The following is a 25,298-nucleotide window of genomic DNA, read 5'->3' as shown; positions in this document are numbered from 1 at the left end:
CATGAGTCCTTCCACGCCCGTTTCCGCCCTCACCATTGCCGGTTCCGATTCCGGTGGTGGTGCCGGCATCCAAGCCGATCTCAAGGCCTTTGCCGCGCACCGCGTGCATGGCCTGTCAGCAATCGCCGCCCTCACCGCGCAGCACACCCGCGGTGTCATCGCCGTGCACGTGCCACCGCTGCCGTTCCTGCAGGCGCAGCTGGATGCCTGCTTCGACGATTTCGACATCCATGCGGTCAAGCTCGGCATGCTCGCCAACGCCGAGGTCATCAACCTGGTTGCCGATGTACTGGAACAACGCTGCCCTACCCATATCGTGCTTGATCCAGTAATGGTCGCCACCAGTGGCGCCAAACTGCTTGAAGACAGCGCCTTGCGCGCAATGCGCGAACGCCTGCTGCCACTGGCCACCCTCCTGACACCCAACACGCCCGAAGCCGAACTCCTGCTTGGCCGCCGCATCGGCAATGGCGACGAGGCCGAAGATGCGGCTGCCGCTTTGATCGAAATGGGTGCCGGCGCGGTCCTGCTCAAAGGTGGCCATCTGCTGGAAGGCAACCGTGTCATCGACCGCTATTTCGATGGCGTCAGCCGCGAAGAGTTCAGTCACGCCCGCTTGCCGGTGGACGCCCACGGCACCGGCTGCACACTGGCGTCGGCGATTGCCGCGCAACTGTGCTGCGGACTGTCGCTGGCCAATGCCTGCGAAGCCGCCATCGATTACGTCGCGCGCGGCCTGCAGGGCGGCTATCACCCGGGCCGCAGCGAGGTGATGGTGCTGGATCACTTCGGCGCGGCACCATCCGCATGAGCACAAACGCAGCACCCTACGAAACAAGCACGCTGCGCGTCAGCAGCGCCGATGGCCACGGCTTTGATCTACTGACCTGCCTGCCCGCCCAGCCCCGCGCCTGCCTGTTATGGCTTCCCGCTCTTGGCGTGGCAGCACGCCACTACCAGGCGTTTGCCGAAGCACTCGCAGCCCGCGGCATTGCTGTCTTCCTGCACGAATGGCGTGGCAACGGCAGCAGCACTCTGCGCCCGGACCGCAGCCACGACTGGGGCTACAAGGAGCTGCTGCAGCTCGATCTGCCGGCCGCCGAAACAGCCGTGCATGACGCACTGCCCGGCCTGCCGTTCCGGCTGGGCGGCCACAGCCTCGGCGGCCAGCTCAGCTGCTGTTACGCCGGCCTGCGCGATGCCGAGCTCGACGCATTGTGGCTGGTCGCCAGCGGCACGCCCTGGTGGCGCAGTTTTCCGCCACCGCGTGGCTGGCTGTTGCCCTTGGCCTATCGCTTCCTGCCATGGCTTGCACAACGCAATGGCACCCTGCCCGGCCGACGCGTCGGTTTCGGTGGCACCGAGGCGCGTGGATTGATACGCGACTGGGCGCGCGTGGGCCTGAGCAACCACTACGCCGCACAGGGAATGCCAATCGACCTTGAAGCTGGCATGCGACACATCACCGCGGCGACGCGCGCCGTGGTGATGGACAGCGACTGGTTGGCCCCGGTCAGCTCGATGCAGCAGCTGCTGGCCAAGCTTCCAGCGTCGGCACGCAGCCTGAAAGTAGTGTCATCGCGCGACCTGGGCGTACGTGCGGACCACTTTCATTGGATGAAATCACCGCAGAACGTGGTTTCGACACTGATTCATCCCGAAGATTAAGAAATTTTCACAAAAGCGTTGACGCAAACATCTCAAATCCGCATAATCTCGCTCCTGGCAACGACGCGCTCGTAGCTCAGTTGGATAGAGTACCTGGCTACGAACCAGGTGGTCGGGAGTTCGAATCTCTCCGAGCGCACCATGTCAGAAAGCAGATTCAATCTGCACCGCTTCAAACTACAACAGCAATGTTGAGCGCTCGTAGCTCAGTTGGATAGAGTACCTGGCTACGAACCAGGTGGTCGGGAGTTCGAATCTCTCCGAGCGCACCAATACTAAAAACAGCAGGCATTGCCTGCTGTTTTTTTTATGCGCGTTTTTTGACGGCAATTCAAACTGCCGGAACGTAGTGCCGATCCATGCTCGGCAGAGGCCTTCCCGCTAATGCCCCTATCCGAGCATGGCTCGGCACTACACAACCCGCTACAAGCCGCTCAGCGCTGCAGGAGCGCAAACACTGTAGTGCCGAGCCATGCTCGGCAGAGGCCTCACTGGGAAAGCTCCAGCCGAGCATGGCTCGGCACTACAACCCACTACAAGCCGCTCAGCGCTGCTGGAGCGCAAACACCGTAGTGCCGAGCCATGCTCGGCAGAGACCTCACCGGGAAAGCTCCAGCCGAGCACGGCTCGACACTACGGTGAAAAATTTCCAGCGATGCAACTGCACTCAACAATCACGCGCGACCATCTCGGCACGACACAGCATTCGCCCACACCCGACTGGAAAGAGAAACTCAAAGACACTGCCGATGAAAAACCAACGAGCACAAAAAAGCCCCTTTTCAGGGGCTTTTTTGAAACTGGCGGAGTGAGAGGGATTCGAACCCTCGATAGAGCTTTTAACCCTATACTCCCTTAGCAGGGGAGCCCCTTCAGCCACTCGGGCATCACTCCGTTTCTCTTGCCCCGCTGCGTGTATTCCTAAGCGGGGCGCGAAGAATAACGTTAAACGAGGTGAAAGGTAAACCCCTTATTCGGAAGTTTCTTCACTTCCTGGGGTCGCGGGCTCATCACCACGCTGGATACGCTGGAAAATCTCCTCACGATGGACAGCAACATCCTTCGGCGCGGTGATACCGATACGTACCTGGTTGCCCTTGACGCCGAGCACGGTCACGCTGACCGAGTCGCCGATCATCAAGGTTTCGCCTACTCGGCGAGTCAGGATCAACATTGTGTAAATCTCCATGGAACCGGTGGGTTTCCCACCGGCATTGGCGCGCTTCGAGCTATGCGCCCCACGACAAAGGGGAAAAGACTCCCAATGTTACCGTCAGGGCGCAAACACCTTCAAGATGCGTGACTTGTCACATTCAGGCCAGATGTGGCTTGACCCAGGCCAGGACGCCCTCAAGGGCCTCCACAAGCTTGGGACCGTCTTCACCGCCACCCTGGGCCATGTCCGGACGACCGCCGCCCTTGCCGCCGATCTGGGCCGCGACGTGCGCCAACAGCTCGCCCGCCTTCACCTTGCCCAGCGCGGCGCCATTGACGCCGGCAACCAGTGCCGCCTTGCCGTCCTGCACGCCTGCCAGCACGATGATGGCGTCGCCCAGCTGCTGCTTCAGGCGATCCATCGCATCGCGCAGCGCCTTGGCATCAAAGCCTTCAAGGCGCACTGCCAGCACCTTCACGCCGGCCACGTCGACCGCCGAGCTGCCGAGGTCTGCAGTAGCACCGGAGGCAACCTTGGCCTTCAGGGCTTCCAGCTCGCGCTCCAGCTTCTTCTGGCGTTCACCGAGCTGGCGGATCTTGTCGACCACGTCGCCGGCGCTGCCGCCGAGCAGCTGCGCCGCTTCGTGCAGGCGAGCCTCTTCGTCGGCCACATAGTCCAGCGCGCCCTGCCCGGTCACAGCCTCGATGCGACGTACGCCCGAGGACACGCCGCCCTCGGAAGTGATCTTGAACAGGCCGATGTCGCCGGTACGCGACACGTGGGTACCACCACATAGCTCGGTGGAGTACTCGCCCATCTTCAGCACGCGCACGTTCTCGCCGTACTTCTCGCCGAACAGTGCCATCGCACCGAAATCCAGCGCTTCCTGCATGCCCATGTTGTGTACTTCGGCAGCGTTGTTGGCACGCACCTGCTCGTTGACCTTGCGCTCGATGACCGCCAGCTCTTCAGCGCTAATCGACTGGAAGTGCGAGAAGTCGAAGCGCAGACGATCCGGCGCCACCAGCGAGCCCTTCTGCTGCACGTGGGTGCCCAGCACTTCGCGCAGGGCGGCGTGCAGCAGGTGGGTGGCGGAGTGGTTGAGGATGGTGGCGCTGCGGCGCGCGGCATCGACCGCACCGGCCAGCTCGTCGCCAACCTTCAGGGCGCCCTGCTCCAGCTTGCCGACATGGCCGTGGAACTGGCCAGCGAACTTCTGCGTGTCGCTCACTGCCAGCTTGATACCGTTGGCCGACAGCACACCGGTATCACCGACCTGGCCACCGGACTCGGCGTAGAACGGGGTCTGCGCGGTGAACACGATGACCTCATCGCCCGCCTGCACGGCATCGACCGAACGACCATCCTTGATCAACGCGACAACCTTCAGACCATCAGCCTGCAAGCGGTCGTAGCCGAGGAACACGGTCGGGCTGAGGCTGGCAACGAGCTCAGCGGAGAGCGTCACGCCGCCACCGAACTTGCCGGCCGCACGCGCGGTTTCGCGCTGGTGTTCCATCGAGGCATCAAAGCCGGCCATGTCCACCGTCATGCCGCGTTCGCGGGCGATGTCGGCGGTCAGGTCGACCGGGAAGCCGTAGGTGTCATACAGACGGAACGCGTCGACGCCCGGAATGACGCCATCGCTGACCTTGGCCGCGACGTCATCGAAAATCTTCATGCCCGAATCGAGGGTTTCAGCGAAACGCTCTTCTTCGGCCAGCAGTGCGCGCACGACGGTATCGGCCTGCGCCGGCAGTTCCGGGTAGGCCTCGCCCATCTGCTCGATCAGGGTCGGCACCAGCTTGTTGAAGAACGGCTGGCGCACGCCCAGCATCCAGCCATGGCGCAGGGCGCGACGGATGATGCGGCGCAGGACGTAACCGCGGCCTTCGTTGGACGGCAGCACGCCATCGACAATCAGGAACGAGCAGGCGCGGATGTGATCGGCGATCACGCGCAGCGACTTGTTCTCCAGGTCAGCCATGCCGGTCAGCTCGGAGGCCTTGCGGATCAGCGCCTGGAACAGGTCGATCTCGTAGTTGGTGTGCACGTGCTGCAGGATTGCCGCCAGGCGCTCCAGGCCCATGCCGGTATCCACGCACGGTGCCGGCAGCGGCTGCAGCGAACCATCGGGCTGGCGATCGAACTGCATGAACACCAGGTTCCAGATTTCGATGAAGCGGTCGCCATCTTCATCCGGCGAACCCGGCGGACCACCGGCGATGTGGTCGCCGTGGTCATAGAAGATCTCGGTGCAGGGACCGCAGGGGCCGGTATCGGCCATTTGCCAGAAATTGTCCGACGCGAACGGCGCACCCTTGTTGTCACCGATGCGCACGATGCGCGATTCCGGGATGCCGATCATGTCGCGCCACAGCGCGTAGGCCTCGTCATCGGTCTGGTAAACGGTGACCAGCAGGCGGTCGGCCGGCAGCTTCCAGACCTGGGTCAGCAGCTCCCATGCCCAGGCAATGGCATCCTTCTTGAAGTAATCGCCGAACGACCAGTTGCCCAGCATTTCGAAGAAGGTGTGGTGGCGGGCGGTGTAACCAACCTGGTCCAGATCGTTGTGCTTGCCACCGGCACGCAGGCAGCGCTGGACGTCGGCCGCGCGCACATAGCTGCGTTTTTCCGCGCCAAGGAACACGTCCTTGAACTGCACCATGCCGGAATTGGTGAACAGCAGGGTCGGGTCGTTGCCCGGCACCAAGGGTGCCGACGGCACGATGGTGTGGCCTTTGCCCTTGAAGAATTCGAGGAAGTCAGCGCGGATCTGGGAGGTCGTAAATTTGGCAGGTGTATTCATGGGGACTGGCGGTAAGCTGGCAAGCGGGTCCCGGCAGCCCTTGCGGGCGCGGGAATTCGGGACAACCGAAACCCTGAAAGGGTATCAGGCCCAGCCCGCGCAGTCCTGTTCAGTCCTCTGGATCGTAGCGGCTGGCTTGGCGGATACAGTTGCCGTCAAAGCCACGCCGGGCCAATAGATCCGCGGCTTTGCGCCGTTGCGGCAGATCTTCCGGGCCACTGGCACCAAAACGGCGGCACACCAGCTCGCGCGCGTTTTCAGTCCAATCGCCTTCAAACGAGGCCATGGCGGCCTCGATCTGCTCGCTGTCCAGCCCATGGGTGCCTAGTTCCGCGCGGATATGCAGCGGCCCATAGCCGCTACCTGCGCGGTTGCGGACCAGCGACTGGGCAAAACGGGTGTCGTCCTGCCAGCCATCTTCGGCCAGCTTGGCTACCGCCGCATCGACCGCATCAGGGTCCACGCCGCGTGATTTGAGCTTGCGGCCAAGCTCCTTGCGCGAATGCTCGCGCCTGACCAGCAGGCCGAGTGCGCGCTGCAACGGCGTCTGCTGCCGGCCACGCTTGGCTTTGCCCTCAGGCTGATCGTCGATCTCGGTCATCAGAACACCACCGCTTGGTTCCGCCAGGCTTGGTTCCGCCAGGCTTGGCTCGGCCAAGCTCAACTCCGGCCGGCTCAATTCCGCCACGCCAGAACCCGGCAACACCCAACCCCGCCCCATCCCTGGCGTGGGGTCTTCATGGACAAAATGCCGCAGGAGCGGACGACGTCACTGACGATGCGCCGCCGCTCCCGCGGGAAAATCACTCCTCGCCGTCTTCGTCGTCGCCTTCTTCGCGCGCCGCTTCGGTGGGCTGGAATTTCTCGCGCAACTCGGCCTCGAGGCGAGCTGCAACCTGCGGGTTGTCACGCAGATAGCCGCGGGCGTTGTCCTTGCCCTGGCCAATGCGCTCTTCACCGTAGCTGTACCAGGCACCGGCCTTGTCAACCAGCTTGGCATCCACGCCCATGTCGATCAGCTCGCCTTCGCGGGAGATGCCTTCGCCATAGAGGATTTCGGTGATGACCTGTTTGAACGGAGGCGCCAGCTTGTTCTTGACCACCTTGATCTTGGTCTGGTTGCCGATGATCTCGTCGCCCTTCTTGATCGCACCGATACGGCGGATGTCCAGGCGCACCGAGGCATAGAACTTCAGTGCGTTGCCACCGGTGGTGGTTTCCGGGCTCTGGCCCGGCATCATCACACCGATCTTCATGCGCAGCTGGTTGATGAAGATGACCAGCGTATTGGAGCGCTTGATGTTGCCGGTCAGCTTGCGCAGCGCCTGGCTCATCAGGCGGGCCTGCAGGCCCGGCAGCTGGTCGCCCATTTCGCCTTCGATTTCAGCCCGCGGGGTCAGCGCGGCGACCGAGTCGACCACCACGATGTCGACCGAGCCAGAACGCACCAGCATGTCGGCGATTTCCAGCGCCTGCTCGCCGGTGTCCGGCTGCGACAGCAGCAGGTCGTCGACATTGACGCCCAGCTTGGCGGCGTAGATCGGGTCCAGTGCGTGCTCGGCGTCAATGAAGGCAGCGGTGCCGCCCAGCTTCTGGCATTCGGCAATGGCCTGCAGGGTCAGCGTGGTCTTGCCCGAGGATTCCGGGCCGTAGATCTCGACCACACGGCCCTTGGGCAGGCCGCCGATGCCAAGCGCGATGTCCAGCATCAACGAGCCCGTGGGGATGATCTCGACGGGCTCGACAACGCGGTCGCCCATACGCATCACCGAGCCTTTGCCGAACTGCTTTTCGATCTGACTCAGTGCGGCGGTAAGTGCGCGCTTCTTGTTCTCGTCCATCGTGTTCGTCCTCGGGGTTGATTTCGTTGATTTCGTCATGGGGTCCACTGTAGGGGTGTCGTATCGCACAGGCTGAGACTGCAACCGAGACGACAAAATTATTTGGCCGACAAGGATACCGACAGCAGCCCAAACACCCGCCCTACGTAAGGAAAACAGTCAGTTGCGGCTGCGAAATGCGCAGATTCGGGCTCAGTTGGTTTCAATTCTGCGAGCCTCAAACCGGCCGGTTTCAGCGATTTGGTCTGAGCAGGCCGCAATACAACCCTTCGATGGAGAAATCCTGGTCGGGCAGGACTTCGATCGGCGCGTAGTCGGGATTGCGCGGCAGCAGGCGGATCCGGTCCTTGGCGATCTTCAGCAGCTTGACCGTGATTTCGTCGTCGATACGCGCGACCACGATCTGCCCGGAGGTTGCATCGCGGGTGCGGTGCACGCCAATCAGGTCGCCATTGAAAATGCCTTCGTCGATCATCGAATCGCCTTGCACTTTCAGCAGGTAGTCCGGTGCCGGCGAGAAGAACACCTTGTCCAGCACCACGTAGTCGTCCGAGCCGATGTCGGCGCCAATCGGCAGACCGGCAGCAACCCGGCCCAGGATCGGCAGGCGCAGCACATCGTCATTGGCTGCCTGCGCAGGCAGCTGCGACTCCGGCTCCGCATCGCCCTCGCCTTCCTGGCGTACCAGGCGGATGCCGCGTGCACGGCCGGGGACGCGCTCGATGGCGCCGGCCGCCTCCAATGCATCCAGGTGGTATTGGGCCGAGCGCACACCCTTGAAACCAAAGGCGCGGGCGATCTCGGTCTGCGATGGCGGCATGCCCTCGGCCTCGATGCGCTCAGCGATCAAGTCGAGGATGGCCTGCTGGGTGTCGGTGAGGTTCATGGTTAGTAGTATTACTACTAACAAAAAGATCTGCAAGCCCCTCGGCGAAGATCAGTGATGGCGCCCGCTGCGCAGGATCGAGAACAGGATCCACACCCCGCAGATGCCTGCGCCAACGAAGCCGCACAGCCCCAGCGCCAAGAACCAGCGGCTGGAAAGGCCGCCCACGCTGTGCATCACGATCGAGGAGCCAATGATCAAGGCCGCGGTAATGACACCGACAACCAGACGGTTGGCAGCGCGGTTGACCTGGTCACCGAAGCCCTGCAAGGCGGTGGTTTCCACCCGCAGCTTCAACTGCCCGCGCCGCGCCGCCTGCACCAGCCGACGCAGATCACGCGGCAATTCCCCGGCGAAATCCAACATTCCCAACAGGCTGCGGCGGCCGCGCTTGAGCAGCGCCTTGGGCGCATAGCGTTGCAGCACCACCTGTTCCAGGAACGGACGCGCGGCACTGGCCATATCGAAGTCGGGGTCCAGCTGTCGCCCCATGCCCTCCAGAGTGAGGAAGGCCTTGATCATCAATGCCAGATCGGCCGGCAAGGTCAGGCTGTAGCTGCGCAGCAGCTGGGTGATATCACCGAGCATCAGACCAATGCGCAGGTCTTTCAGCGGCACACCACGGTATTGATCGACGAACTGGCTGATGTCCTGCTGCAGGCGAGCTTCGTCGACCTCCACGCCTCCGGCCCAGTCCAGCAACACATCGGCGACAGCTTGCGGCTCCTGCTCGACCAAACCGTGCAGCAGCTGCGCGACCTGGAAACGGCGCGACTCGGACAGCGCACCGACCATACCGAAATCGATCACGCCAATGCGCCCATCGCGCATATAGAAGATGTTTCCTGGATGCGGGTCGGCATGGAAATAGCCATCTTCCAGCACCATTTTCAGCACGATCTCGGCGCCGCGCCGGGCCAGCGCCGCGCGGTCCAGGCCAGCGTCGTCGACTGCATCCAACTTGCGCCCAGGGATGCCATCAACGAAGTCCTGCACATTGAGGCTTTCGCAGGTCCACTGCCAATGCACGGCAGGAATCAGGATGTCGTCGCGACCATCGAAGTTGCGCGCGATGCGCTCGGAATTGCGGCACTCGGCGGCGAAATCCATCTCGCTGCGCAGCGACACGGTGAATTGCTGCACCACTTCCGCTGGCCGGTAGCGGCGCAGATCCGGCAGGCGAGCCTCGACGATTTCGGCCAGCCGTGCCAGCAGGCGAAGATCCGCTTCAACCACATCGCGGATGCCAGACCTGCGTATTTTCAGCACCACCTCGCGGCCATCGTGCAGACGCGCGCGGTGCGCCTGCGCCAACGAAGCGGCAGCCATCGGAGTTTCATCAAGGAAGGCGAAAACCTGCGCTGGCGGCGCGCCCAGGTCGGCCTCCAGCTGCTCGCGGATGGCGGCATAAGGCAATGCAGGCACCGCGTTCTGCAGCTCGGACAGCTCGGCGATCCACTCCGGCGGCAACAGGTCCACGCGGGTGGCCAGTACCTGGCCAAGCTTGACGAAGGTCGGCCCCAGTTCCTGCATCGCGCTGCGTACGCGCACCGGCGCGGTCATCCGCAACATCTGCTGGCTGTCGTTCCAGCGCACCAGTCGGCCTGCCCGCTCCAGCACCGAGGCCAGCCCGGTCCGGCGCACTACGTCGCCGAAACCATAGCGGATCAGAACTGCGGCTATTTCCTGCAAGCGGCCCAGATCACGGACCGTGCCCAGTGTTTCCCACATCGCGACCTATCCCGGTTGCTGGTCGGGCCAGCATGTCATAGATGTTCGCCAATGCCGCGCAATGCGGCGTCCACGGTTTGCCTGCGTACCGCATCACGGTCGCCATCGAACTGGAACAGCTGCGCGCGCGCATAGCCGCCACGCCGCTTCCAGCCGATCCAGACGCTGCCGACCGGCTTGTCCGGGCTGCCGCCGCCAGGGCCGGCAATGCCGGTCACCGCCACGGCGATGCCAGCGCCGGAGTTGATCAGTGCACCGGCCACCATTTCCAGCACGGTCTCGCGGCTGACCGCACCGAACTGCTCCAAGGTCTGCGCGCGGACGCCGAGCAGTCGCTGTTTGGCTTCGTAGCTGTAGACCACCATGCCGCAGTCGAAGAACGCCGAGGAACCGGCGATGTCGGTCATGCTTTTGGCAATCCAGCCGCCGCTGCAGCTTTCCGCGGTTACCAACTGCAGTGAGGCCTGCTGCAGGCGTTCGCCGAGTGCGGCAGCCAGGGCATTGAGATCGGCATCGGTTGGATTGGACATTACGGTAAAGGGGGCTGGGCGGAGAACCCTTACGTTTTACCGCAGATGACGCCCGTGTGGGAGTTATAGGAGCGGCGCAAGCCGCGAAGTCGACACACCATCGGATTACACGAGTGCTACCAGCTTCGGGAACCCCTGCTTCGCGGCTTACGCCGCTCCTACAAAACAAGACAGCCGGCACGAGGCCGGCTGTCTCTTTCCGCCCGAATCACCATTCGGGCAATTTTTCCGGCAGCAGCGGTCGGATCACCGCGCCATCCTCGCTTGCCGCCAGCTTCTCGGCTTCGGCAATCGGGATGTCGACCTCGATCAACCAGCCCTCTTCATCGGCCTGCTCGCTGCGGATGACTTCCAACTGGTGCAGACGTGCACGCAGGCGGCCAGCACTTGGCGGCAGGCGAACCTGGCCGGTGACATGCTGCAGACCCAAACGCTTGCCCAGCACCGATTGCAGCAGTTCCAGCCCGCGGCCATCGCGTGCCGAAACCCAGACACGCTCGCGGCGCGATTCATCCGGAACGCCATCCTGTGCATCGTGACGCACTTCCGCGCCTTCGATGCGGTCGATCTTGTTGAACACCAGCAGCTGCGGCAGATCACCCGCGCCTACGGCTTCCAATACTTCGTCGACCTGGGCAATGCGCTCTTCGCGCAGCGGATCGGCGGCATCGACAAGATGCAGCAGGAAATCCGCCTCACGCGCCTCGGACAGGGTCGAGCGGAACGCTGCCACCAGATCGTGCGGCAGGTTGCGCACGAAGCCGACGGTGTCGGCCAACATCGCGTTGCCGCCCGGCAGGTTGATGCGTCGAACGGTGGGGTCCAGCGTCGCAAACAGCAGGTCTGCGGCGTAGGCACCGGCGCCGGTCAAGGCATTGAACAAGGTGGACTTGCCGGCATTGGTATAGCCGACCAGCGCGATGCGCGGCATTTCGCTGCGCACGCGCGCGCGACGCATCTGGGTGCGTTGCACCTCGACCTTCTCCAGCCGCTTCTGCAGCTGCTCCACCCGCTTCTGCAGCAGACGGCGGTCGGTTTCCAGCTGTGTTTCACCCGGGCCGCGCAGGCCGATGGAACCACCACGCTGACGCTCAAGGTGGGTCCAGCCGCGGACCAGGCGCGTGGCCATATGCCGCAACTGGGCAAGCTCAACCTGCAGCTTGCCCTCGTGGCTGTGCGCACGCTGGGCAAAGATGTCCAGGATCAGACCGGTGCGGTCGATCACTCGGCGCTCCAGGTAGCGCTCAAGGTTGCGCTCCTGTACCGGGCTGAGTTGATGGTTGACCAGCACCAGATCGGCGCCGGTTGCGTCGGCGGCGGCCTTCACTTCTTCCAGCTTGCCGCTGCCGATCAGGGTGGAAGGATTGGGCCTATCCATGCGCGCACTGATGGTCGCGGCAATGCTTGCCCCGGCCGAGCGCGCCAGATCGGTGAACTCCTCCACTACATCTTCTTCCAGCCGGCCAACATGCGGCTGGATCAACAGCGCATGTTCGCCCTTTTTAGAGCGGTCAAACATGCGCCGCCACCTGCTTATTCGTTGTCGTTGTCAATTTCGTCATCAGCTGCCTGACTTCCGTCACCCGATTGCACATAGCCACCACCCGGCCCCACGCGCACGTTGCGCGCCGGCACCACGGTGGAAATGGCGTGCTTGTAGACCATCTGGCTGACGGTATTGCGCAGGAGCACCACGAACTGGTCAAACGACTCAATCGTGCCCTGCAATTTGATGCCATTTACCAGGTAGACCGAAACCGGCACGCGCTCACGGCGCAACGCATTCAGAAACGGATCCTGCAAAGACTGCCCCTTGGACATCGTCTACTCCTCGTTATTGTTTTTATGGACCGGACCGATGGCGGCGTCCCCTGCCCGTCCGGAACCTGATGGTACACCGCCCGGCGGGCGCTCAGCCTTACAGAAAGCGGGAAACCGCGTTCTGCACACCAGACATGTCCCGAACCGGGTCAAACCAGCGCGCATCCAGCTCGCCGCGCAGCCAGGTGATCTGCCGTTTGGCCAGCTGGCGGGTGGCAAATACGCCCTTGTCACGGAACTCGGCGGCCGTGCCCTGTCCATCGAGGAACTGCCAGGCCTGTCGATAACCCACCGCCCGCACCGCCGGCAGGTCCAGGGGCGCGACCACGGCCGCCATCTGCGGCAACGCCCGCAGCGCCCGCACTTCATCCAGGAAGCCACGCTCCAGCATCAGGTCGAAACGGCGCTCGATGCGCTGATGCAGCACCGCGCGATCGGCCGGGGCCAGCACCAGTTTCAGCACCCGCGCGGGCAAGCGCGCGATACCGGGCAAGCCCTGCCAGTAGCTGATCGGTTTGCCGGTCAGGCGGTAAACCTCCAGCGCCCGCTGGATACGCTGCGGGTCGGTGGCATGGATGCGTGCGGCGGCAACCGGATCGAGCTCCGCCAGCTGTGCATGCAGGGCCGGCCAGCCACAAACTTCGGCCTCGGCAGCAATAAGCGCGCGCATCGCCGGGTCGGCCTCCGGCATCGGCGACAGTCCCTGCAGCAAGGCACGGAAGTACAGACCGGTACCGCCGGCCAGTATCGGCAATTTGCCGCGCGCAACGATGCCGCGCACTGCCGCCGTTGCGTCAGCGGAAAACTCGGCCGCCGAATAGGTCTGCCAGGGGTCGCGCAGATCCAGCAGGTGATGGCGGATGCCGTCCTGCTCGGCCGCGTCCGGCTTGGCCGCACCAATCTCCAGGCCACGGTAGACCAGCGCCGAATCGACGCTGACGATCTCACCGTCATAGGCCTTGGCCAAGGCGATGGCCGCAGCGGTCTTGCCCGAGGCGGTCGGCCCCATCAGGGCGATGGCCAAGGGGCGTTGATCGATGCCCATCAATCCTCGTCCGGCCAGCGCGGCATGGCCGGCTTGGCGGCGCGCGGCGCCGGCACTGCGTCGAATGCAGCCAGCACCTTGAGCGCGTCCACCGTCGCGGCCACATCGTGTACGCGCACCATCATCGCGCCCTTCTGTACCGCCAGCAGATGCGCGGCCAGCGAACCGGCAAGCCGCTCGGCAGCCACAGCGCGACCGGTGACATCACCGATGCAGCGCTTGCGCGAGAAGCCCGCCAGTACCGGCGCGCCCAGATCGTTCAGGCGATCCTGTGCGGCGAGCAACGCAAAGTTCTGTGCGGTGTCCTTGTTGAATCCGTAGCCCGGATCCAGCAGCAGCCGCTTGCGGCCGATGCCGGCCATTTCCGCAGAGAAAATGCGCTCAGCCAGGAAGCGCTGCACATCGCCGGCAATATCGACGTAGGCCTGGGCGACGCCAGCGTCGTAAGGGCCGCCGACCGCATGCATCAGCACCACCGCCGCCTTCGACGCGGCAACTACTTCCAGCGCGCCGGGCTGCTGCAGCGCCTGCACGTCGTTGATCATGTGCGCGCCAGCCGCCAACGCAGCACGCATCACCTCCGGCTTGAAGGTATCCACGCTTAGCGGCACTGCTACCTGCGGGAGCAAGGCTTCGATTACCGGCACGACACGGTCGATCTCCTCCTGCACCGAGACCGGGCTTGCGCCGGGACGGGTGGATTCCCCGCCGATATCTAGCAGGTCGGCACCTTGTTCGACCAGCACCAAGGCATGCGCGACGGCAGCGGCGGTATCGGCATGCTGGCCACCATCGGAAAACGAGTCCGGGGTGACATTGACGATGCCCATCACCTGCGGCCGATCCAGCCGCAGCGTACGGTCGCCACATTCAAGGGTTGGGAAAACATCAAACATGGGCGCTCCGGCGGACTACAACAGCGCCTAGTTTAAGCCACTGCAGCGGCGCTCCAGCGAAGCCGGCGGCACACTCTCAAGCGCCTCAAGACAGGGCAATAGCGGCGCTCAGTCCTTGTTGCGGGCGCGGATCCGGCTGCCGATCAGGCTCAGGATCACGCCCAACACCACACCGATGAAGATGCCGGCGAGGAAGTTGTTGGTCTTCACCCCGAAGCCAACGCCAGCCACGGTGGCGATGATCATCTCCGGCACGTTCGCGGAGGGTGCCTTGGGCGGCGGCGGAGCATCATTCATGGGGCGGAACCTGAGAAAACCAAAGTGATGTCATTCTCGCCCAGCACACGGCCCGGCGCATAAAAAACGGGCCGGAAAACCGGCCCGTTCTGTTGCATCGACGCTACTTGCTCAGTGCTGGCCGGCAGGGTCGGTGATCGGCGTCACCGGCTGCGGGGCGTCGCCACCCTTGCCATCGTCGGCGCGGTCGTTGTTACCGCCCTTGTCCACCCAACCTGCAGGCGGCGAAGGCTTGCGGCCTTCCATGATCGCCTTGACCTGGTCGGCGTCGATGGTTTCCCAGTCCAGCAGCGCGGCAGTCATCGCTTCGACGATGTCGCGCTTTTCGTCCAGGATGCGGTACGCAACGTTGTACTGCTCGTCGAGGATGCGACGGATTTCCGCGTCCACCTTCTGCTGGGTAGCCTCGGAAATGGTCTTGCTGTGCATGCCATAGCCGCCTTCTTCATCGGCGTAGACCATGATGCCCAGCACATCGGACATGCCGTACTTGGTAACCATGCCCCGGGCCAGCTTGGTAGCGCGCTCGAAGTCGTTGGAGGCACCGGTCGACATCTCGCCAACGAAGATCTCCTCGGCAATGCGGCCGCCGAACAGGATCGCCAGCTCTTCCAGCATGCGCTCCTTGTACTTGCTGATGTGGTCGTGCTCCGGCAGCTGCCAGGTCAGGCCCAGCGCCCAACCGCGCGGCATGATGGTGACCTTGTGCACCGGGTCGGCCTTGGGCAGCGACATGGCGACAACGGCATGGCCAGACTCGTGATAAGCGGTATTGCGACGCTCTTCCTCACGCATGACCATGCTGCGGCGCTCAGGACCCATGTAGATCTTGTCCTTGGCGTCCTCGAAGTCCTTCATGTCGACTTCCTGCTTGTTGCGACGAGCCGCAAACAGGGCGCCTTCATTGATCAGGTTGGCCAGATCGGCACCGGAGAAACCCGGGGTACCGCGTGCCAGCACTTCCGGACGCACGTCATCGGCGGCCGGCACCTTGCGCAGGTGCACGCGAAGGATCTGCTCGCGGCCCTTGATATCCGGCAGGCCGACCATGACCTGGCGGTCAAAACGGCCCGGGCGCAGCAGCGCCTTGTCCAGCACGTCAGGACGGTTGGTGGCAGCGATCACGATCACGCCTTCGCCGCCCTCGAAGCCGTCCATCTCAACCAGCATCTGGTTCAGGGTCTGCTCGCGCTCATCGTGACCACCGCCGGTGCCCGAACCGCGGTGACGGCCCACGGCATCGATTTCGTCGATGAAGATGATGCACGGCGCATGCTTCTTGGCCTGCTCGAACATGTCGCGCACGCGGCTGGCGCCGACGCCGACGAACATTTCGACGAAGTCCGAACCAGAGATAGCGAAGAACGGCACCTTGGCCTCGCCCGCAATGGCACGGGCCAGCAGGGTCTTACCGGTACCCGGCGGACCGACCATCAGCACGCCGCGCGGAATCTTGCCGCCCAGCTTGGTGAACCTGGATGGATCACGCAGGAACTCGACCAGCTCGCCGACCTCTTCCTTGGCTTCGTCGCAACCGGCAACGTCAGCGAAAGTGACCTTGATCTGGTCCTCGCCCTGCAGCTTGGCGCGCGATTTACCGAAGGACATAGCGCCCTTGGCACCGCCGCCACCGCCCTGCATCTGGCGCATCATGAAAATCCAGAAGCCGATCAGCAGCAGAACTGGCAGGAACTGCAGCACGATGCCCCAAAAACTCGGGCCGGCCGGTTCCTGGCGGGACACTTCAATCTGCTTGGAATACAGCTGGTCCAACAGCTTCGGGTCGGCCGGTGCGTACAGCGCACCAGCGGAGCCGTCCGAGCGCTTGAAGCTCAGATGGTTGGTGGTCAGCGTGGTCTTGTCGGTGTACTCAACCGACTTGATCCGTCCTGCATCCACTTCCTGCAGGAACTGCGTGTAATTGCGGGCATCGCCAGCGGCCGCTGCGCCACTGCGTGGCGCAAAGCTCTGGAACACCACCATCAGCACGACGGCGACAACCACCCATAACAGGAGGTTCTTGGTCAGGTCGTTCATCCTCATCGGCTCCGGTGTCCCTCTAGATACTAATTTCTGATAAGTCGTACGGTTGAGCTTACTTCATCTGACTACGCTTGCCCTGCCCAAGGGCATAAACCTCAGGTGAACGCTTGCGCGAAGCATCAGGCTTGCGAATGGCGACTTTTTCATAACGACGACGCAGTTCACGCACGTAGTCATCAAAGCCGACGCCCTGGAACAACTTGATCAGGAACGCCCCGCCCGGCTTGAGATGGTTGTCGGCAAAATCCATCGCCAACTCCGCCAGGTGCATCATCCGCGGCTGGTCAACCGCATCCATACCACTCTTATTGGGGGCCATATCCGACAGCACAAGGTCCACCGGCTGATCGCCAACCATGGCTTCAAACTGCGATAGGACAGTTTCTTCCCTGAAGTCTCCGTGAAGGAACTCCACGCCGGCCAGCGGCGGCATCTCCAGGATATCCAGCGCCAGGACCCGACCGGTGTCACCCATCTGCCTGCGCACCTGCTGCGACCAGCCACCCGGTGCAGCGCCCAGGTCGACCACCACCATATGTGGCTTCAGCAGCCGGTCACGCTCCAGCAGCTCCTCGAGCTTATAGGCCGCGCGCGAGCGCATGCCCTCCTTCTGGGCCTTTTTCACAAAAGGATCGGAGAAGTGTTCTTTCAGCCAGCGCTGGCTACTTTTGCTACGGGAAGGCATTGGCAATGGGGCTCACAGGGGTGGTCATGATACCCTGAACCCCCTTGATTACCTGTAGTCCTGCATGTCCATCGTCCTGACCTCGGCCCAGAACCGATTCCTGCGCGGCATTGCGCACGACCTGAAAGCACTGCTGCAGATCGGTGGCAAAGGGGTCACTCCGGCCTTTTTGGCCGAGCTGGACGAGGTGCTGGAGCGCCATGAGCTGGTCAAGGTAAAGGTTGCTGCAGAAGACCGCGAAGCCCGCGACACCCTGATCGAGGAACTGATCCAGGCCAGCGGTGCTGCCCTGGTGCAGCGCATCGGTCATGTCGCCGTGCTGTATCGCCCGGCCAAGGAAAAGCGCCAGATCGTGCTGCCGCGCGGCTGATAGCCGAGGAATACCCATGCAGTTCAGTCGCGAGCTTCCTGATTACATCTACTCCCTGCGCTCGGCCGATGGTCGCAATGCGCAGGTGAACGACCGCGCACTGAACCGCAGTTTCATCCTTGCGCCGAACAGCTTGATTGAAGACTGGCCGGTTGCCTCGGTGGCCGAGTTGCGTGCCGAAGACCTGGACGCAGCACTGGAACTGAATCCGGCGCTGGTGATCCTTGGCACGGGTGAAAAGCAGATTTTCCCGCCCGCCGCGATCATGGCAGCCTGCCTGACCCGCGGCATCGGCATCGAGGTGATGAACAACGCCTCGGCCGCGCGCACCTACAACGTGCTGGCCGGTGAAAACCGCCGCGTGGTGATGGCCATCATTCTGGAAAGCGCCCCGTAGCGCCCAGCCACGCCGCACCGGCGCATTTTTGTAGGAGCGGCGTAAGCCGCGAAGCTGACGATCAGTCAGCGTGCAGGCCGTCGGCAATCCCAACAACGCCTGATCCGCAGCACCTGCTGGCGAGGCCGAAAGCCTCCCTGTAGTGCCGAGCCATGCTCGGCAAGGGCCTTACAGGCAATGCATCAGATGGTTCATCAGCTTCGCGGCTTACACCGCTCCCACAAGTCCGGCGCGTGCTGGCGCATCACCGGAAAAGCCGCTGCCGAGCATGGCTCGGCACTACAGGAGTTGCGATCTAGCGAGCCAACGGCTCACCCTTCAGCCAGCACACCAGCAGCATCGTCAGGGCCACGCAAGCGTGAAAACCGGCAAACGCGACCGGGCTGATCGTAGGCGGAAACAACAGAAAAGCCGCCGGCAACAGCACCGCCACCAGCGCATATACCACCCACCCCTGCCAGGCCAGCGGCCAGCTCCAACCCTGCCCGTTACTTGCGGCCTGGAACCAGTACTTCGACTTCTGCATACGCTCTCCCTCTCAAAACGTGGATGCTGTCGCGATACCCCGGCAATCCTGCCCCCACCAGGATTAGTTGGCGCAGCCTATCTGCTGCAGGTCCCGCTCAATGATCAGGGCGGGACCGCGAGCACTCAGCGGTTCGGCAGGTAAACCAGCGGATCTACCGGCTTGCCGTTGTAACGGATCTCGAAGTGCAACATGTCGCGTGAGGTGCCGGTGCGGCCCATCTCGGCGATCTGGTCGCCTGCCTTGACGCTCTGGCCTTCGTTGACCAGGCGTTTGCGGTTATGGCCGTAGGCCGACAGCCATTGGTCGTTGTGCTTGATGATGATCAGCTCACCATAGCCAACCAGGCCAGCGCCGGAATACACCACCACACCGGGGCCCGCGGCACGTACCGCCTGACCGCTGCTGCCAGCGATGTCCACGCCCTGCTTGGTCGCCTCACCGGCCACGAAACGGCCGACCAGCGCACCCTCGGCCGGCCAGCGCCAGGCGATGCCGCTATTGACCGGCGTAGGCGTCGCCGCCGGCGGCGGGGTTGCCGGGCGGGTCGCCGTCGTCGTTGAACCACTGCTTGCCGGCGGCCGGCTGGCCGTTGCGCCGCCGGGATACAGACGCAGCGCCTGTCCCGGATAGATGGTGTACGGCTCGGATAGGCCATTCCAGGCTGCGAGATCACGCGGCGTGATGTTGTTGATCCGGGCGATGCCGAACAACGTATCGCCACGGCGCACGATGGCCGTCTGCCCCGGCTTGGCCACGGAGGTGCGCGGGACGGTCGAGGTGGTCGAACCCGAGCTGCCGCCCGAGGGCTTCACCACCGTGGCAGTGCCGCAGGCCGCCAACGAGACCACCGCCAGAACGGCCAGCGCCCTGCCCAAGCCCTTGCCCAACATCAATGCATTCATGCGAATTTAGCCCTCCAGACCAGCCACGCCACCAGGCCCACCACCAATGCGGTGGCAATCCAGCCCAGTGGCTCAATCCAGCGCCTCAACCGTTCAGCCGCCTGCGCGCCGCCGAAGCGGATCACCGCCGCCAACAAATAAACCCGCTTACCACGGCCGACCAGCATGCTCAGCACATACTGCGGCAGCGGCACGCCGACGATACCCGAGGCCCATGTGAAGACCTTCATCGGGATCGGCATGAAACCGCCCAGCACCAGGAAGGTAAACACCGCCCATGGCGACTCTGCCATCTTGGCCTGCAGCGTCGCGATGCCGCTTTCGATCGCGGGCAGCATGCCCATCGCCTCGAACAGCGGCTTGATCACCTCGAAGGCGTAGTGGCCCAGCGCATAACCCACCATCGCGCCGGCCATCGAGCCAATCAGGCTCAGGGTCGCAAAGCGCCAGCCCTTTCGCGGCTGCGCCACGCACATCGGCATCAGCATCACTTCCGGCATCACCGGGAAGATGATCGCCTCGATGAAGCTCAGGACAGTCAGATAGGTAGGTGCGCGCTCATTGGCAGCCCAGACCATGGCGCGGTCGTACAACGGCCCGAAAATCTTCATTCAGTGAGTAGTCCTGTTCTCAGTCCAGCATGCCCGGCAACAACGGCACGAAACTCACCGGTGCCAGCTCTTCCTGGGCAATGGTGCCATCGGCTTGCCGGGTCAGTTGCAACAGCACCTGTCCGCCGGGGCCGCCAACCGGGGCCACCAGTCGGCCGCCGACAGCCAATTGATCGATCAATGCATCCACCAGCGCCGGTGCGGCGGCCGTCACAACGATCGCATCGTACGGGCCGTGCTCGGGCCAGCCGATGCGGCCGTCGTCATGTTTGGTGCGGATGTTCATGCCGAGATGCCGGAAGCGCTTGCGCGCCTGCCGCAGCAGGTCGCCGATGCGTTCGACGGTAAACACCTCAAGACCCAGCGCGCCGAGGATGGCGGCCTGGTAGCCCGAGCCGGTGCCGACTTCCAGCACCTTCTTCGGTGCGACAGCCAGCACCACTTCGGTCATCCGCGCCACGACCCAGGGCTGGGAGATGGTCTGGCCATGGCCGATGGGCAGTGCGGTGTCTTCGTAGGCACGAGACGCCAACGCCTCGTCAATGAACAGATGCCGTGGCACGACGCGTACGGCATTGAGCGTGGCCTCATCGGCGATGCCCACTTCGCGAAGGCGATCAACCAGACGGTCGCGCACCCGCTGCGAGGTCATGCCGATACCCACGGCCTCCGGCTGCAGGCGCAGACGCGGCGTCATTCAGGCTTCCCCAGGGTTTCGGTCAGCCCACCCACCCAGCTGGCGACCTTTTCCAGGGCCGAATAGCGGGTCAGGTCGACCTGGATCGGGGTGATCGAGATATACCCGGTGCGCACAGCGTGGAAGTCGGTACCGGGTCCGGCGTCCTGCTCGCTGCCAGCCGGGCCGATCCAGTACACGGTATTGCCGCGTGGATCGGTCGCCGGCACACAGGCTTCGGCGCGGTGACGGTTGCCAAGCCGAGTGACCTCGAAGCCGCGGATCTGCTCCCAGGGCAGGTCCGGAACGTTGACGTTGAGGATGGTGTCGGCCGGCAATGGATCAGCGATAAGCCGGGACACGATCTCCACCGCGGCGCGTGCCGCGGTAACGAAGTTCTTGGCTTCGTGCTTGTGCGTGACCAGAGACACCGCCACCGAAGGCAAACCAAGATGGCGCCCCTCCATCGCCGCCGACACCGTGCCCGAATAGATCACGTCATCGCCGAGGTTGGCGGCATTGTTGATACCCGACACCACGATGTCCGGCTCGAATTCGAGCATGCCGGTCAGGGCCAGGTGCACGCAGTCGGTAGGCGTACCCGCCACCGCACAGGTGTAGTGGTCAATCCGGCGCAGACGCACCGGTTGATCCAGCGTGAGTGAGTTGGAGGCACCCGACCGGTCACGGTCCGGCGCCACCACGGTGACTTCGTGTCCGGCGTTGCGAAGCTCCTCGGCCAACATCTTGATGCCGGGGGCGTCAACACCATCGTCATTTGATACAAGTACGCGCATTAAAGGCCTGGGTTACTGGATCAACACGCGACGCTCCCACTCAGCGCCGCAATCGCCGGAACCTCCGGTTAGTACATCACCGTGACGGACCGACCTGAGCAGCCATGATACCGGAATGCGCCGCGGCACTTTCCACCGCCACGGGACTTGCCTGCGACTGTGCGCACGTTACGCTGTACGAATGTCGCACCCAGATGAAGAAGATGACGCCGCACTGTTCCGCTCGGCCATTGGCGAAGTAACGCCGATGCGGCCTGTGGAGGCACCGGCCGCGGGCAAACCACGGCCCAAGCCGCGTGCGCGCATGGCCGAACAGGATGAATCCGAGGCTTTGGGCGAATTCGCCCGCCTGTTACGCTCCAGCAAGCCGCTGGAAGCCGGCGACAACACAAGCTACCGGCGTGACAACCTGCCACCGCAGATGTTCCAGCGGCTCAAGCGTGGCCAGTATTCGGTACAGGACGAACTGGACCTGCACGGCGCCACCGCTGCCCAGGCCGAGAACCTGCTGCGCCAGTTCCTGCTGGAGGCTCGCGCGCATGAACACGGCTGCGTGCGCATCATCCACGGCAAGGGCCTGCAGTCGGATGGCGGCGCACCGGTGTTGAAGAACCTGGTCGACCGCATGCTGCGCCAACGCAATGACGTGCTGGCATTTCATTCAGCGCCGCCGACCCAGGGCGGCACCGGCGCGGTTCTGGTGCTGCTGGCCAACCGCTGAGCGAGCTGTCCAGGCGCCCGCTCCGTCAGCCAATCTCGTTTCGCTCGAGCGGCGAAGAGCACCAGCCTCAGTAGCCCGGGTAAGCGCGCGCACCCGGGGTTGTTCGCATGAGACCGTGAAGCACCATTGGACCGCGCCTCCCGGGTGCGCTGCGCTTACCCGGGCTACGACGTGCCGACCGCTTAGTCGGCAGCGCCCTCTTCGCTCGACGCTTCGGCTTCGGCCGCCGGGGCACCCGCAATTTCATTGCGACTGGCGTCGGTCACTTCACCCAGTTCGTGCAGCACCGCCGTGGCGTAGCAGCCCGGCGGCAGCGCGAACGACACTTCCAGCACGTCGTCGGCCAGCCATTGGTGCTGCATCAGCATGGGCTTGAGACGCAGCGAACGACGCTCCTGCTTGAGCCCGGCCTGTTCCAGTCCGGCGCGCAGCGCCAAGGCCTGCTCATCGCTCAGTGCCTGATCCTCCAAGGCGCGCGCGGCATCGGTCGCGCGCAGCTCACCAACGCCCCACAAAGGCGCACTGGGATGAATATCGAAACGCGCCAGACGCTCAGCCAGCACCTCGCTCATCGACTCAGGACCGAACACCGAACGACTGCCGTCCAGCATCCACACTTCACCTTCCAGCGCGGCGTCCCAGTTGCCCGCCTCAACGCGCGCGGCGAGCACACGGTTGAACAAGGCTGAACGCGCGGCGGACAGCAGCATCGAACGCTGATCCTTGCGCACCCGGCGGCCGTTGAACATCTGCAGCGCGGCCGGCACATTGCCGCCGTCGCGGCCAAAACGCTGTTCGCCAAACCAGTTCGGCAGGCCGCGCGCGGCGACAATCTGCAGACGCTCCTCGATGGCCGCCTTGTCACCTTGCACACCACGCAGCACCAGCTTGAAGCGGTTGCCCGCCAGTGCGCCGCGCTGCAGCTTGCGGTTATGCCAGGTCGACGCCAGCACATGCAGCTCGTCCGACTCCAGCAATGCCAGATCCGGCGCCACCCGCTTGGGCAGGTGCACGCTGAAGCGCTGCGTGGTCACCGCATGCCGATCTTTCTGCCCGGCATAGCTGACGCCCATTTCCGGCACGCCCGCCCACTGCGCCAACTGCTTGGCAATCGCCACGGTATTGGCGCCGCGCTTGCGGATGTCGAGCAGCAGGTGCTCACCCTCGCCGGTCGCCTCGAACGCGGGAATTTCATCAACCTGGAAGTCTTCCGGCACGCTGCGGATCGCAGCCGTCAGTACCGGCTCACCGAAGGCCAAAGGCAACGCGGTCATGCCGCCACCAACAAGGCCACGGCCTGCGCGGCAATGCCTTCCTCTCGGCCGGTGAAGCCCAGCTTCTCACTGGTGGTGGCCTTGATGCTGACCCGGTCCAGATCGATCTGCAGCAGCTGCGCAACTTTCTCGCGCATCGCCAGCGCATGCGGGCCGACCTTGGGCCGTTCGCAGATCACGGTGATGTCGACGTTGCCGACCTGCCAGCCGCGCTCGCGCAGCAGCTCATTGCAATGAGTGACGAAGCGACTGCTGTCCGCGCCCTTCCAGCGCTCATCCGATGGCGGGAAATGCACGCCGATATCACCCAGCGCCAGCGCGCCAAGCATGGCATCGCACAGCGCATGCAGGGCGACATCGCCATCGCTGTGCGCGAGCACGCCACGGCTGTGCGGCACGCGTACGCCGGCGAGCATGATGTGGTCGCCCTCACCGAAGGCATGCACGTCATAGCCTTGGCCGATACGGATGGGAGGGAAGGAAACAGAAGAGTTCATGGCAATACTTCTTGGCAGAGCCGACGCCAACGCGCCGGCAAGGGATCAGCTGCCGCGCCGCGACAGCTCGAATTCGAAACGGGCCAGATCGGCCGGGGTGGTGACCTTGAAATTGCTTTCCGCGCCTTCGATCAGCAACGGACGTACACCCTGCCGCTCCATCGCCATGGCCTCGTCGGTCACATCAACGCCAGCAGCGGCGGCATCAAACAGCGCACGGGTCAGCTGATGGCGACGGAACATCTGCGGGGTAAGCGCGCGCCACAGGCGCTCGCGCGGCTCGGTGCCATCAATGCCGCCGTCGTCGCCAGCACGCTTGAGCGTGTCGCGCACCGGTGCGGCGAGAATGCCGCCGACCGGGTCGGCACGCCCCACTTCCAGCAGGCGACTCAGGTCAGCCGCGTCCAGATTCGGCCGCGCTGCGTCATGGACCAGCACGAAATCATCGGCGCGCACGCTGTCCGGCAGCGCCTGCAGGCCGGCCAATACCGACGCCGCGCGGGTCTCTCCTCCCACGCAGGTCAGCACCGGCTTATCGGCGAACGAGGTCCAGCCCGGCCAGTCGGCATCGTTCTCGGCGATGGCCACCATCACCCCGGCGACGCCGGGATGCGCGAGCAGCGACTGCAGCGCATGCGCGAGCAGGGGCTCGCCGTCCGCCAACAGATACTGCTTTGGCACCGGTCCGCCAAAACGCGCACCGCGCCCGGCCGCAGGAACAACCGCCCAGGCCTGCACGATCACGGAATGTTCTCCGGCGGCGATTGCGGGTCGCCCTGCCCTGCCGCGGGCGCTGCGGCAGCTGCCGGCGCCACGGGAGCAGCTACCGGGGCGTCCTCGACAACCCGATAGAACTTTTCGCCCGGCTTGATCATGCCCAGTTCGCTGCGCGCACGCTCTTCGATGGCAGCCTCGCCATCCTTGAGGTCCTGGACTTCCGCCGCCAGGGAATCATTACGCTGCTGCAGACCGTCATTGTCACGCTTCTGGTTGGCAACCTGCGCCTCAAGCATCATCACTTCGCCCGAGTTGCCCTGGCCAAACCAGAAGCGGTACTGCAGCAATCCCAGCAGTACCGCCAGCACCAGCAGCAGCCAGCGCCAATTACGCATGACG

27 protein-coding genes, 3 tRNA genes and 1 pseudogene are annotated in these 25,298 nt (G+C 63.9%); 7 read left to right on the top strand and 24 right to left on the bottom strand.

Annotated features, from left to right (window positions below):
- The first annotated feature begins 1 nt into the window (after window position 1).
- The 4 genes and pseudogenes from thiD (at window position 2) to Q5Z11_RS09065 (ending at window position 1,940) form a co-directional block, all read left to right on the top strand.
- The gene (thiD, locus tag Q5Z11_RS09080; protein ID WP_303749681.1) at window positions 2-811 is read left to right on the top strand and encodes a bifunctional hydroxymethylpyrimidine kinase/phosphomethylpyrimidine kinase; all 810 of its coding nucleotides are present in this window, start codon (window positions 2-4) and stop codon (window positions 809-811) included.
- A pseudogene (locus Q5Z11_RS20735) lies at window positions 808-1,275 on the top strand (alpha/beta fold hydrolase); the annotation flags it as partial. The gene thiD and the pseudogene Q5Z11_RS20735, both read left to right, overlap by 4 nt.
- Window positions 1,276-1,733: 458 nt before the next feature.
- Window positions 1,734-1,810: transfer RNA gene (locus Q5Z11_RS09070), tRNA-Arg, on the top strand.
- A gap of 53 nt (window positions 1,811-1,863) precedes the next feature.
- Window positions 1,864-1,940 (top strand) — tRNA-Arg (locus Q5Z11_RS09065).
- Between the two features lie 529 nt (window positions 1,941-2,469).
- Here the strand turns inward: Q5Z11_RS09065 and Q5Z11_RS09060 are convergent.
- From Q5Z11_RS09060 to rlmE, 15 genes are all read right to left on the bottom strand, one after another.
- Window positions 2,470-2,562 (bottom strand) — tRNA-Ser (locus Q5Z11_RS09060).
- Between the two features lie 76 nt (window positions 2,563-2,638).
- The gene (csrA, locus tag Q5Z11_RS09055; protein WP_057628248.1) at window positions 2,639-2,842 is read right to left on the bottom strand and encodes a carbon storage regulator CsrA; all 204 of its coding nucleotides are present in this window, start codon (window positions 2,840-2,842) and stop codon (window positions 2,639-2,641) included.
- A gap of 139 nt (window positions 2,843-2,981) precedes the next feature.
- A complete protein-coding gene (alaS, locus tag Q5Z11_RS09050) occupies window positions 2,982-5,633 on the bottom strand; it encodes an alanine--tRNA ligase (protein ID WP_303749679.1) in 2,652 nt (883 codons plus the stop codon).
- Window positions 5,634-5,742: 109 nt separating this feature from the next.
- On the bottom strand, window positions 5,743-6,234 hold the full coding sequence (gene recX / locus Q5Z11_RS09045; RefSeq protein ID WP_303749678.1) for a recombination regulator RecX: 492 nt from the start codon (window positions 6,232-6,234) through the stop codon (window positions 5,743-5,745).
- Window positions 6,235-6,436: 202 nt separating this feature from the next.
- Window positions 6,437-7,474: a recombinase RecA gene (gene recA, locus Q5Z11_RS09040; RefSeq protein ID WP_282271203.1), complete on the bottom strand. Its 1,038-nt coding sequence runs from the start codon at window positions 7,472-7,474 to the stop codon at window positions 6,437-6,439.
- Window positions 7,475-7,706: 232 nt separating this feature from the next.
- The gene (gene lexA / locus Q5Z11_RS09035; protein WP_303749677.1) at window positions 7,707-8,360 is read right to left on the bottom strand and encodes a transcriptional repressor LexA; all 654 of its coding nucleotides are present in this window, start codon (window positions 8,358-8,360) and stop codon (window positions 7,707-7,709) included.
- A 51-nt stretch (window positions 8,361-8,411) separates the two neighbouring features.
- The gene (ubiB, locus tag Q5Z11_RS09030; RefSeq protein WP_303749676.1) at window positions 8,412-10,091 is read right to left on the bottom strand and encodes a 2-polyprenylphenol 6-hydroxylase; all 1,680 of its coding nucleotides are present in this window, start codon (window positions 10,089-10,091) and stop codon (window positions 8,412-8,414) included.
- Window positions 10,092-10,126: 35 nt separating this feature from the next.
- Window positions 10,127-10,621, bottom strand: coding sequence for a CinA family protein (locus Q5Z11_RS09025; RefSeq protein ID WP_303749675.1), 495 nt, complete (start codon window positions 10,619-10,621; stop codon window positions 10,127-10,129).
- Window positions 10,622-10,829: 208 nt separating this feature from the next.
- Window positions 10,830-12,140, bottom strand: a complete 1,311-nt coding sequence (gene hflX / locus Q5Z11_RS09020) for a ribosome rescue GTPase HflX (RefSeq protein WP_303749674.1) — start codon at window positions 12,138-12,140, stop codon at window positions 10,830-10,832.
- Between the two features lie 14 nt (window positions 12,141-12,154).
- Window positions 12,155-12,442 (bottom strand): RNA chaperone Hfq, encoded by a 288-nt coding sequence (gene hfq, locus Q5Z11_RS09015; RefSeq protein WP_057628256.1) that lies wholly within the window; start codon window positions 12,440-12,442, stop codon window positions 12,155-12,157.
- A 97-nt stretch (window positions 12,443-12,539) separates the two neighbouring features.
- Window positions 12,540-13,487 carry a tRNA (adenosine(37)-N6)-dimethylallyltransferase MiaA gene (miaA, locus tag Q5Z11_RS09010; protein ID WP_303749673.1) on the bottom strand — a complete coding sequence of 316 codons (948 nt, stop codon included), beginning with the start codon at window positions 13,485-13,487 and terminating at the stop codon, window positions 12,540-12,542.
- On the bottom strand, window positions 13,487-14,383 hold the full coding sequence (folP, locus tag Q5Z11_RS09005; RefSeq protein ID WP_303749672.1) for a dihydropteroate synthase: 897 nt from the start codon (window positions 14,381-14,383) through the stop codon (window positions 13,487-13,489). The genes miaA and folP overlap by 1 nt, the downstream gene beginning before the upstream one ends.
- Before the next feature lie 108 nt (window positions 14,384-14,491).
- Window positions 14,492-14,680, bottom strand: a complete 189-nt coding sequence (locus Q5Z11_RS09000; RefSeq protein WP_303749671.1) for a hypothetical protein — start codon at window positions 14,678-14,680, stop codon at window positions 14,492-14,494.
- Between the two features lie 111 nt (window positions 14,681-14,791).
- Window positions 14,792-16,717, bottom strand: coding sequence for an ATP-dependent zinc metalloprotease FtsH (gene ftsH / locus Q5Z11_RS08995; protein WP_303749670.1), 1,926 nt, complete (start codon window positions 16,715-16,717; stop codon window positions 14,792-14,794).
- 58 nt (window positions 16,718-16,775) lie between these two features.
- Entirely contained in the window at window positions 16,776-17,408 is a 633-nt protein-coding gene (gene rlmE / locus Q5Z11_RS08990) for a 23S rRNA (uridine(2552)-2'-O)-methyltransferase RlmE (RefSeq protein ID WP_303749669.1), read from the bottom strand.
- Window positions 17,409-17,472: 64 nt separating this feature from the next.
- On the opposite strand from rlmE, the gene yhbY reads away from it, so the two are divergent.
- Complete coding sequence (gene yhbY, locus Q5Z11_RS08985; RefSeq protein ID WP_303749668.1) at window positions 17,473-17,778, top strand: ribosome assembly RNA-binding protein YhbY; 306 nt, start codon at window positions 17,473-17,475, stop codon at window positions 17,776-17,778.
- Between the two features lie 16 nt (window positions 17,779-17,794).
- Complete coding sequence (locus Q5Z11_RS08980) at window positions 17,795-18,175, top strand: Mth938-like domain-containing protein (RefSeq protein WP_303749667.1); 381 nt, start codon at window positions 17,795-17,797, stop codon at window positions 18,173-18,175.
- Window positions 18,176-18,470: 295 nt separating this feature from the next.
- Here Q5Z11_RS08980 and Q5Z11_RS08975 read toward each other — a convergent pair whose 3' ends face one another.
- From Q5Z11_RS08975 to surE, 5 genes are all read right to left on the bottom strand, one after another.
- Window positions 18,471-18,701, bottom strand: a complete 231-nt coding sequence (locus Q5Z11_RS08975; RefSeq protein ID WP_303749666.1) for a hypothetical protein — start codon at window positions 18,699-18,701, stop codon at window positions 18,471-18,473.
- A 125-nt stretch (window positions 18,702-18,826) separates the two neighbouring features.
- Window positions 18,827-19,606, bottom strand: a complete 780-nt coding sequence (locus Q5Z11_RS08970; RefSeq protein ID WP_303749665.1) for a peptidoglycan DD-metalloendopeptidase family protein — start codon at window positions 19,604-19,606, stop codon at window positions 18,827-18,829.
- On the bottom strand, window positions 19,603-20,217 hold the full coding sequence (locus tag Q5Z11_RS08965) for a YqaA family protein (protein ID WP_303749664.1): 615 nt from the start codon (window positions 20,215-20,217) through the stop codon (window positions 19,603-19,605). The genes Q5Z11_RS08970 and Q5Z11_RS08965 overlap by 4 nt, the downstream gene beginning before the upstream one ends.
- Before the next feature lie 19 nt (window positions 20,218-20,236).
- Window positions 20,237-20,914 carry a protein-L-isoaspartate(D-aspartate) O-methyltransferase gene (locus Q5Z11_RS08960; RefSeq protein ID WP_303749663.1) on the bottom strand — a complete coding sequence of 226 codons (678 nt, stop codon included), beginning with the start codon at window positions 20,912-20,914 and terminating at the stop codon, window positions 20,237-20,239.
- Window positions 20,911-21,690 carry a 5'/3'-nucleotidase SurE gene (surE, locus tag Q5Z11_RS08955; RefSeq protein WP_303749662.1) on the bottom strand — a complete coding sequence of 260 codons (780 nt, stop codon included), beginning with the start codon at window positions 21,688-21,690 and terminating at the stop codon, window positions 20,911-20,913. Before surE ends, Q5Z11_RS08960 begins: the two co-directional genes overlap by 4 nt.
- 181 nt (window positions 21,691-21,871) lie before the next feature.
- Between surE and Q5Z11_RS08950 the strand changes: the two genes are divergently transcribed.
- A complete protein-coding gene (locus Q5Z11_RS08950; protein WP_303749661.1) occupies window positions 21,872-22,411 on the top strand; it encodes a Smr/MutS family protein in 540 nt (179 codons plus the stop codon).
- A 182-nt stretch (window positions 22,412-22,593) separates the two neighbouring features.
- Here Q5Z11_RS08950 and truD read toward each other — a convergent pair whose 3' ends face one another.
- The 4 genes from truD to ftsB are packed head-to-tail and all read right to left on the bottom strand — an operon-like array spanning window position 22,594 to window position 25,294.
- Window positions 22,594-23,685, bottom strand: coding sequence for a tRNA pseudouridine(13) synthase TruD (truD, locus tag Q5Z11_RS08945; RefSeq protein ID WP_303749660.1), 1,092 nt, complete (start codon window positions 23,683-23,685; stop codon window positions 22,594-22,596).
- Window positions 23,682-24,182 (bottom strand): 2-C-methyl-D-erythritol 2,4-cyclodiphosphate synthase, encoded by a 501-nt coding sequence (gene ispF / locus Q5Z11_RS08940; RefSeq protein ID WP_303749659.1) that lies wholly within the window; start codon window positions 24,180-24,182, stop codon window positions 23,682-23,684. The genes truD and ispF overlap by 4 nt, the downstream gene beginning before the upstream one ends.
- Before the next feature lie 45 nt (window positions 24,183-24,227).
- Entirely contained in the window at window positions 24,228-24,926 is a 699-nt protein-coding gene (gene ispD, locus Q5Z11_RS08935; protein ID WP_405051666.1) for a 2-C-methyl-D-erythritol 4-phosphate cytidylyltransferase, read from the bottom strand.
- Window positions 24,923-25,294, bottom strand: a complete 372-nt coding sequence (ftsB, locus tag Q5Z11_RS08930; protein ID WP_303749658.1) for a cell division protein FtsB — start codon at window positions 25,292-25,294, stop codon at window positions 24,923-24,925. The genes ispD and ftsB overlap by 4 nt, the downstream gene beginning before the upstream one ends.
- Between the last annotated feature and the right edge of the window lie 4 nt (window positions 25,295-25,298).

The organism is Stenotrophomonas sp. 610A2 (genome assembly GCF_030549615.1).
GTDB lineage: Bacteria > Pseudomonadota > Gammaproteobacteria > Xanthomonadales > Xanthomonadaceae > Stenotrophomonas > Stenotrophomonas pigmentata.
Note: the sequence above shows the minus strand (reverse complement) of the source record. Positions and strands in the feature narration are given on the sequence as shown.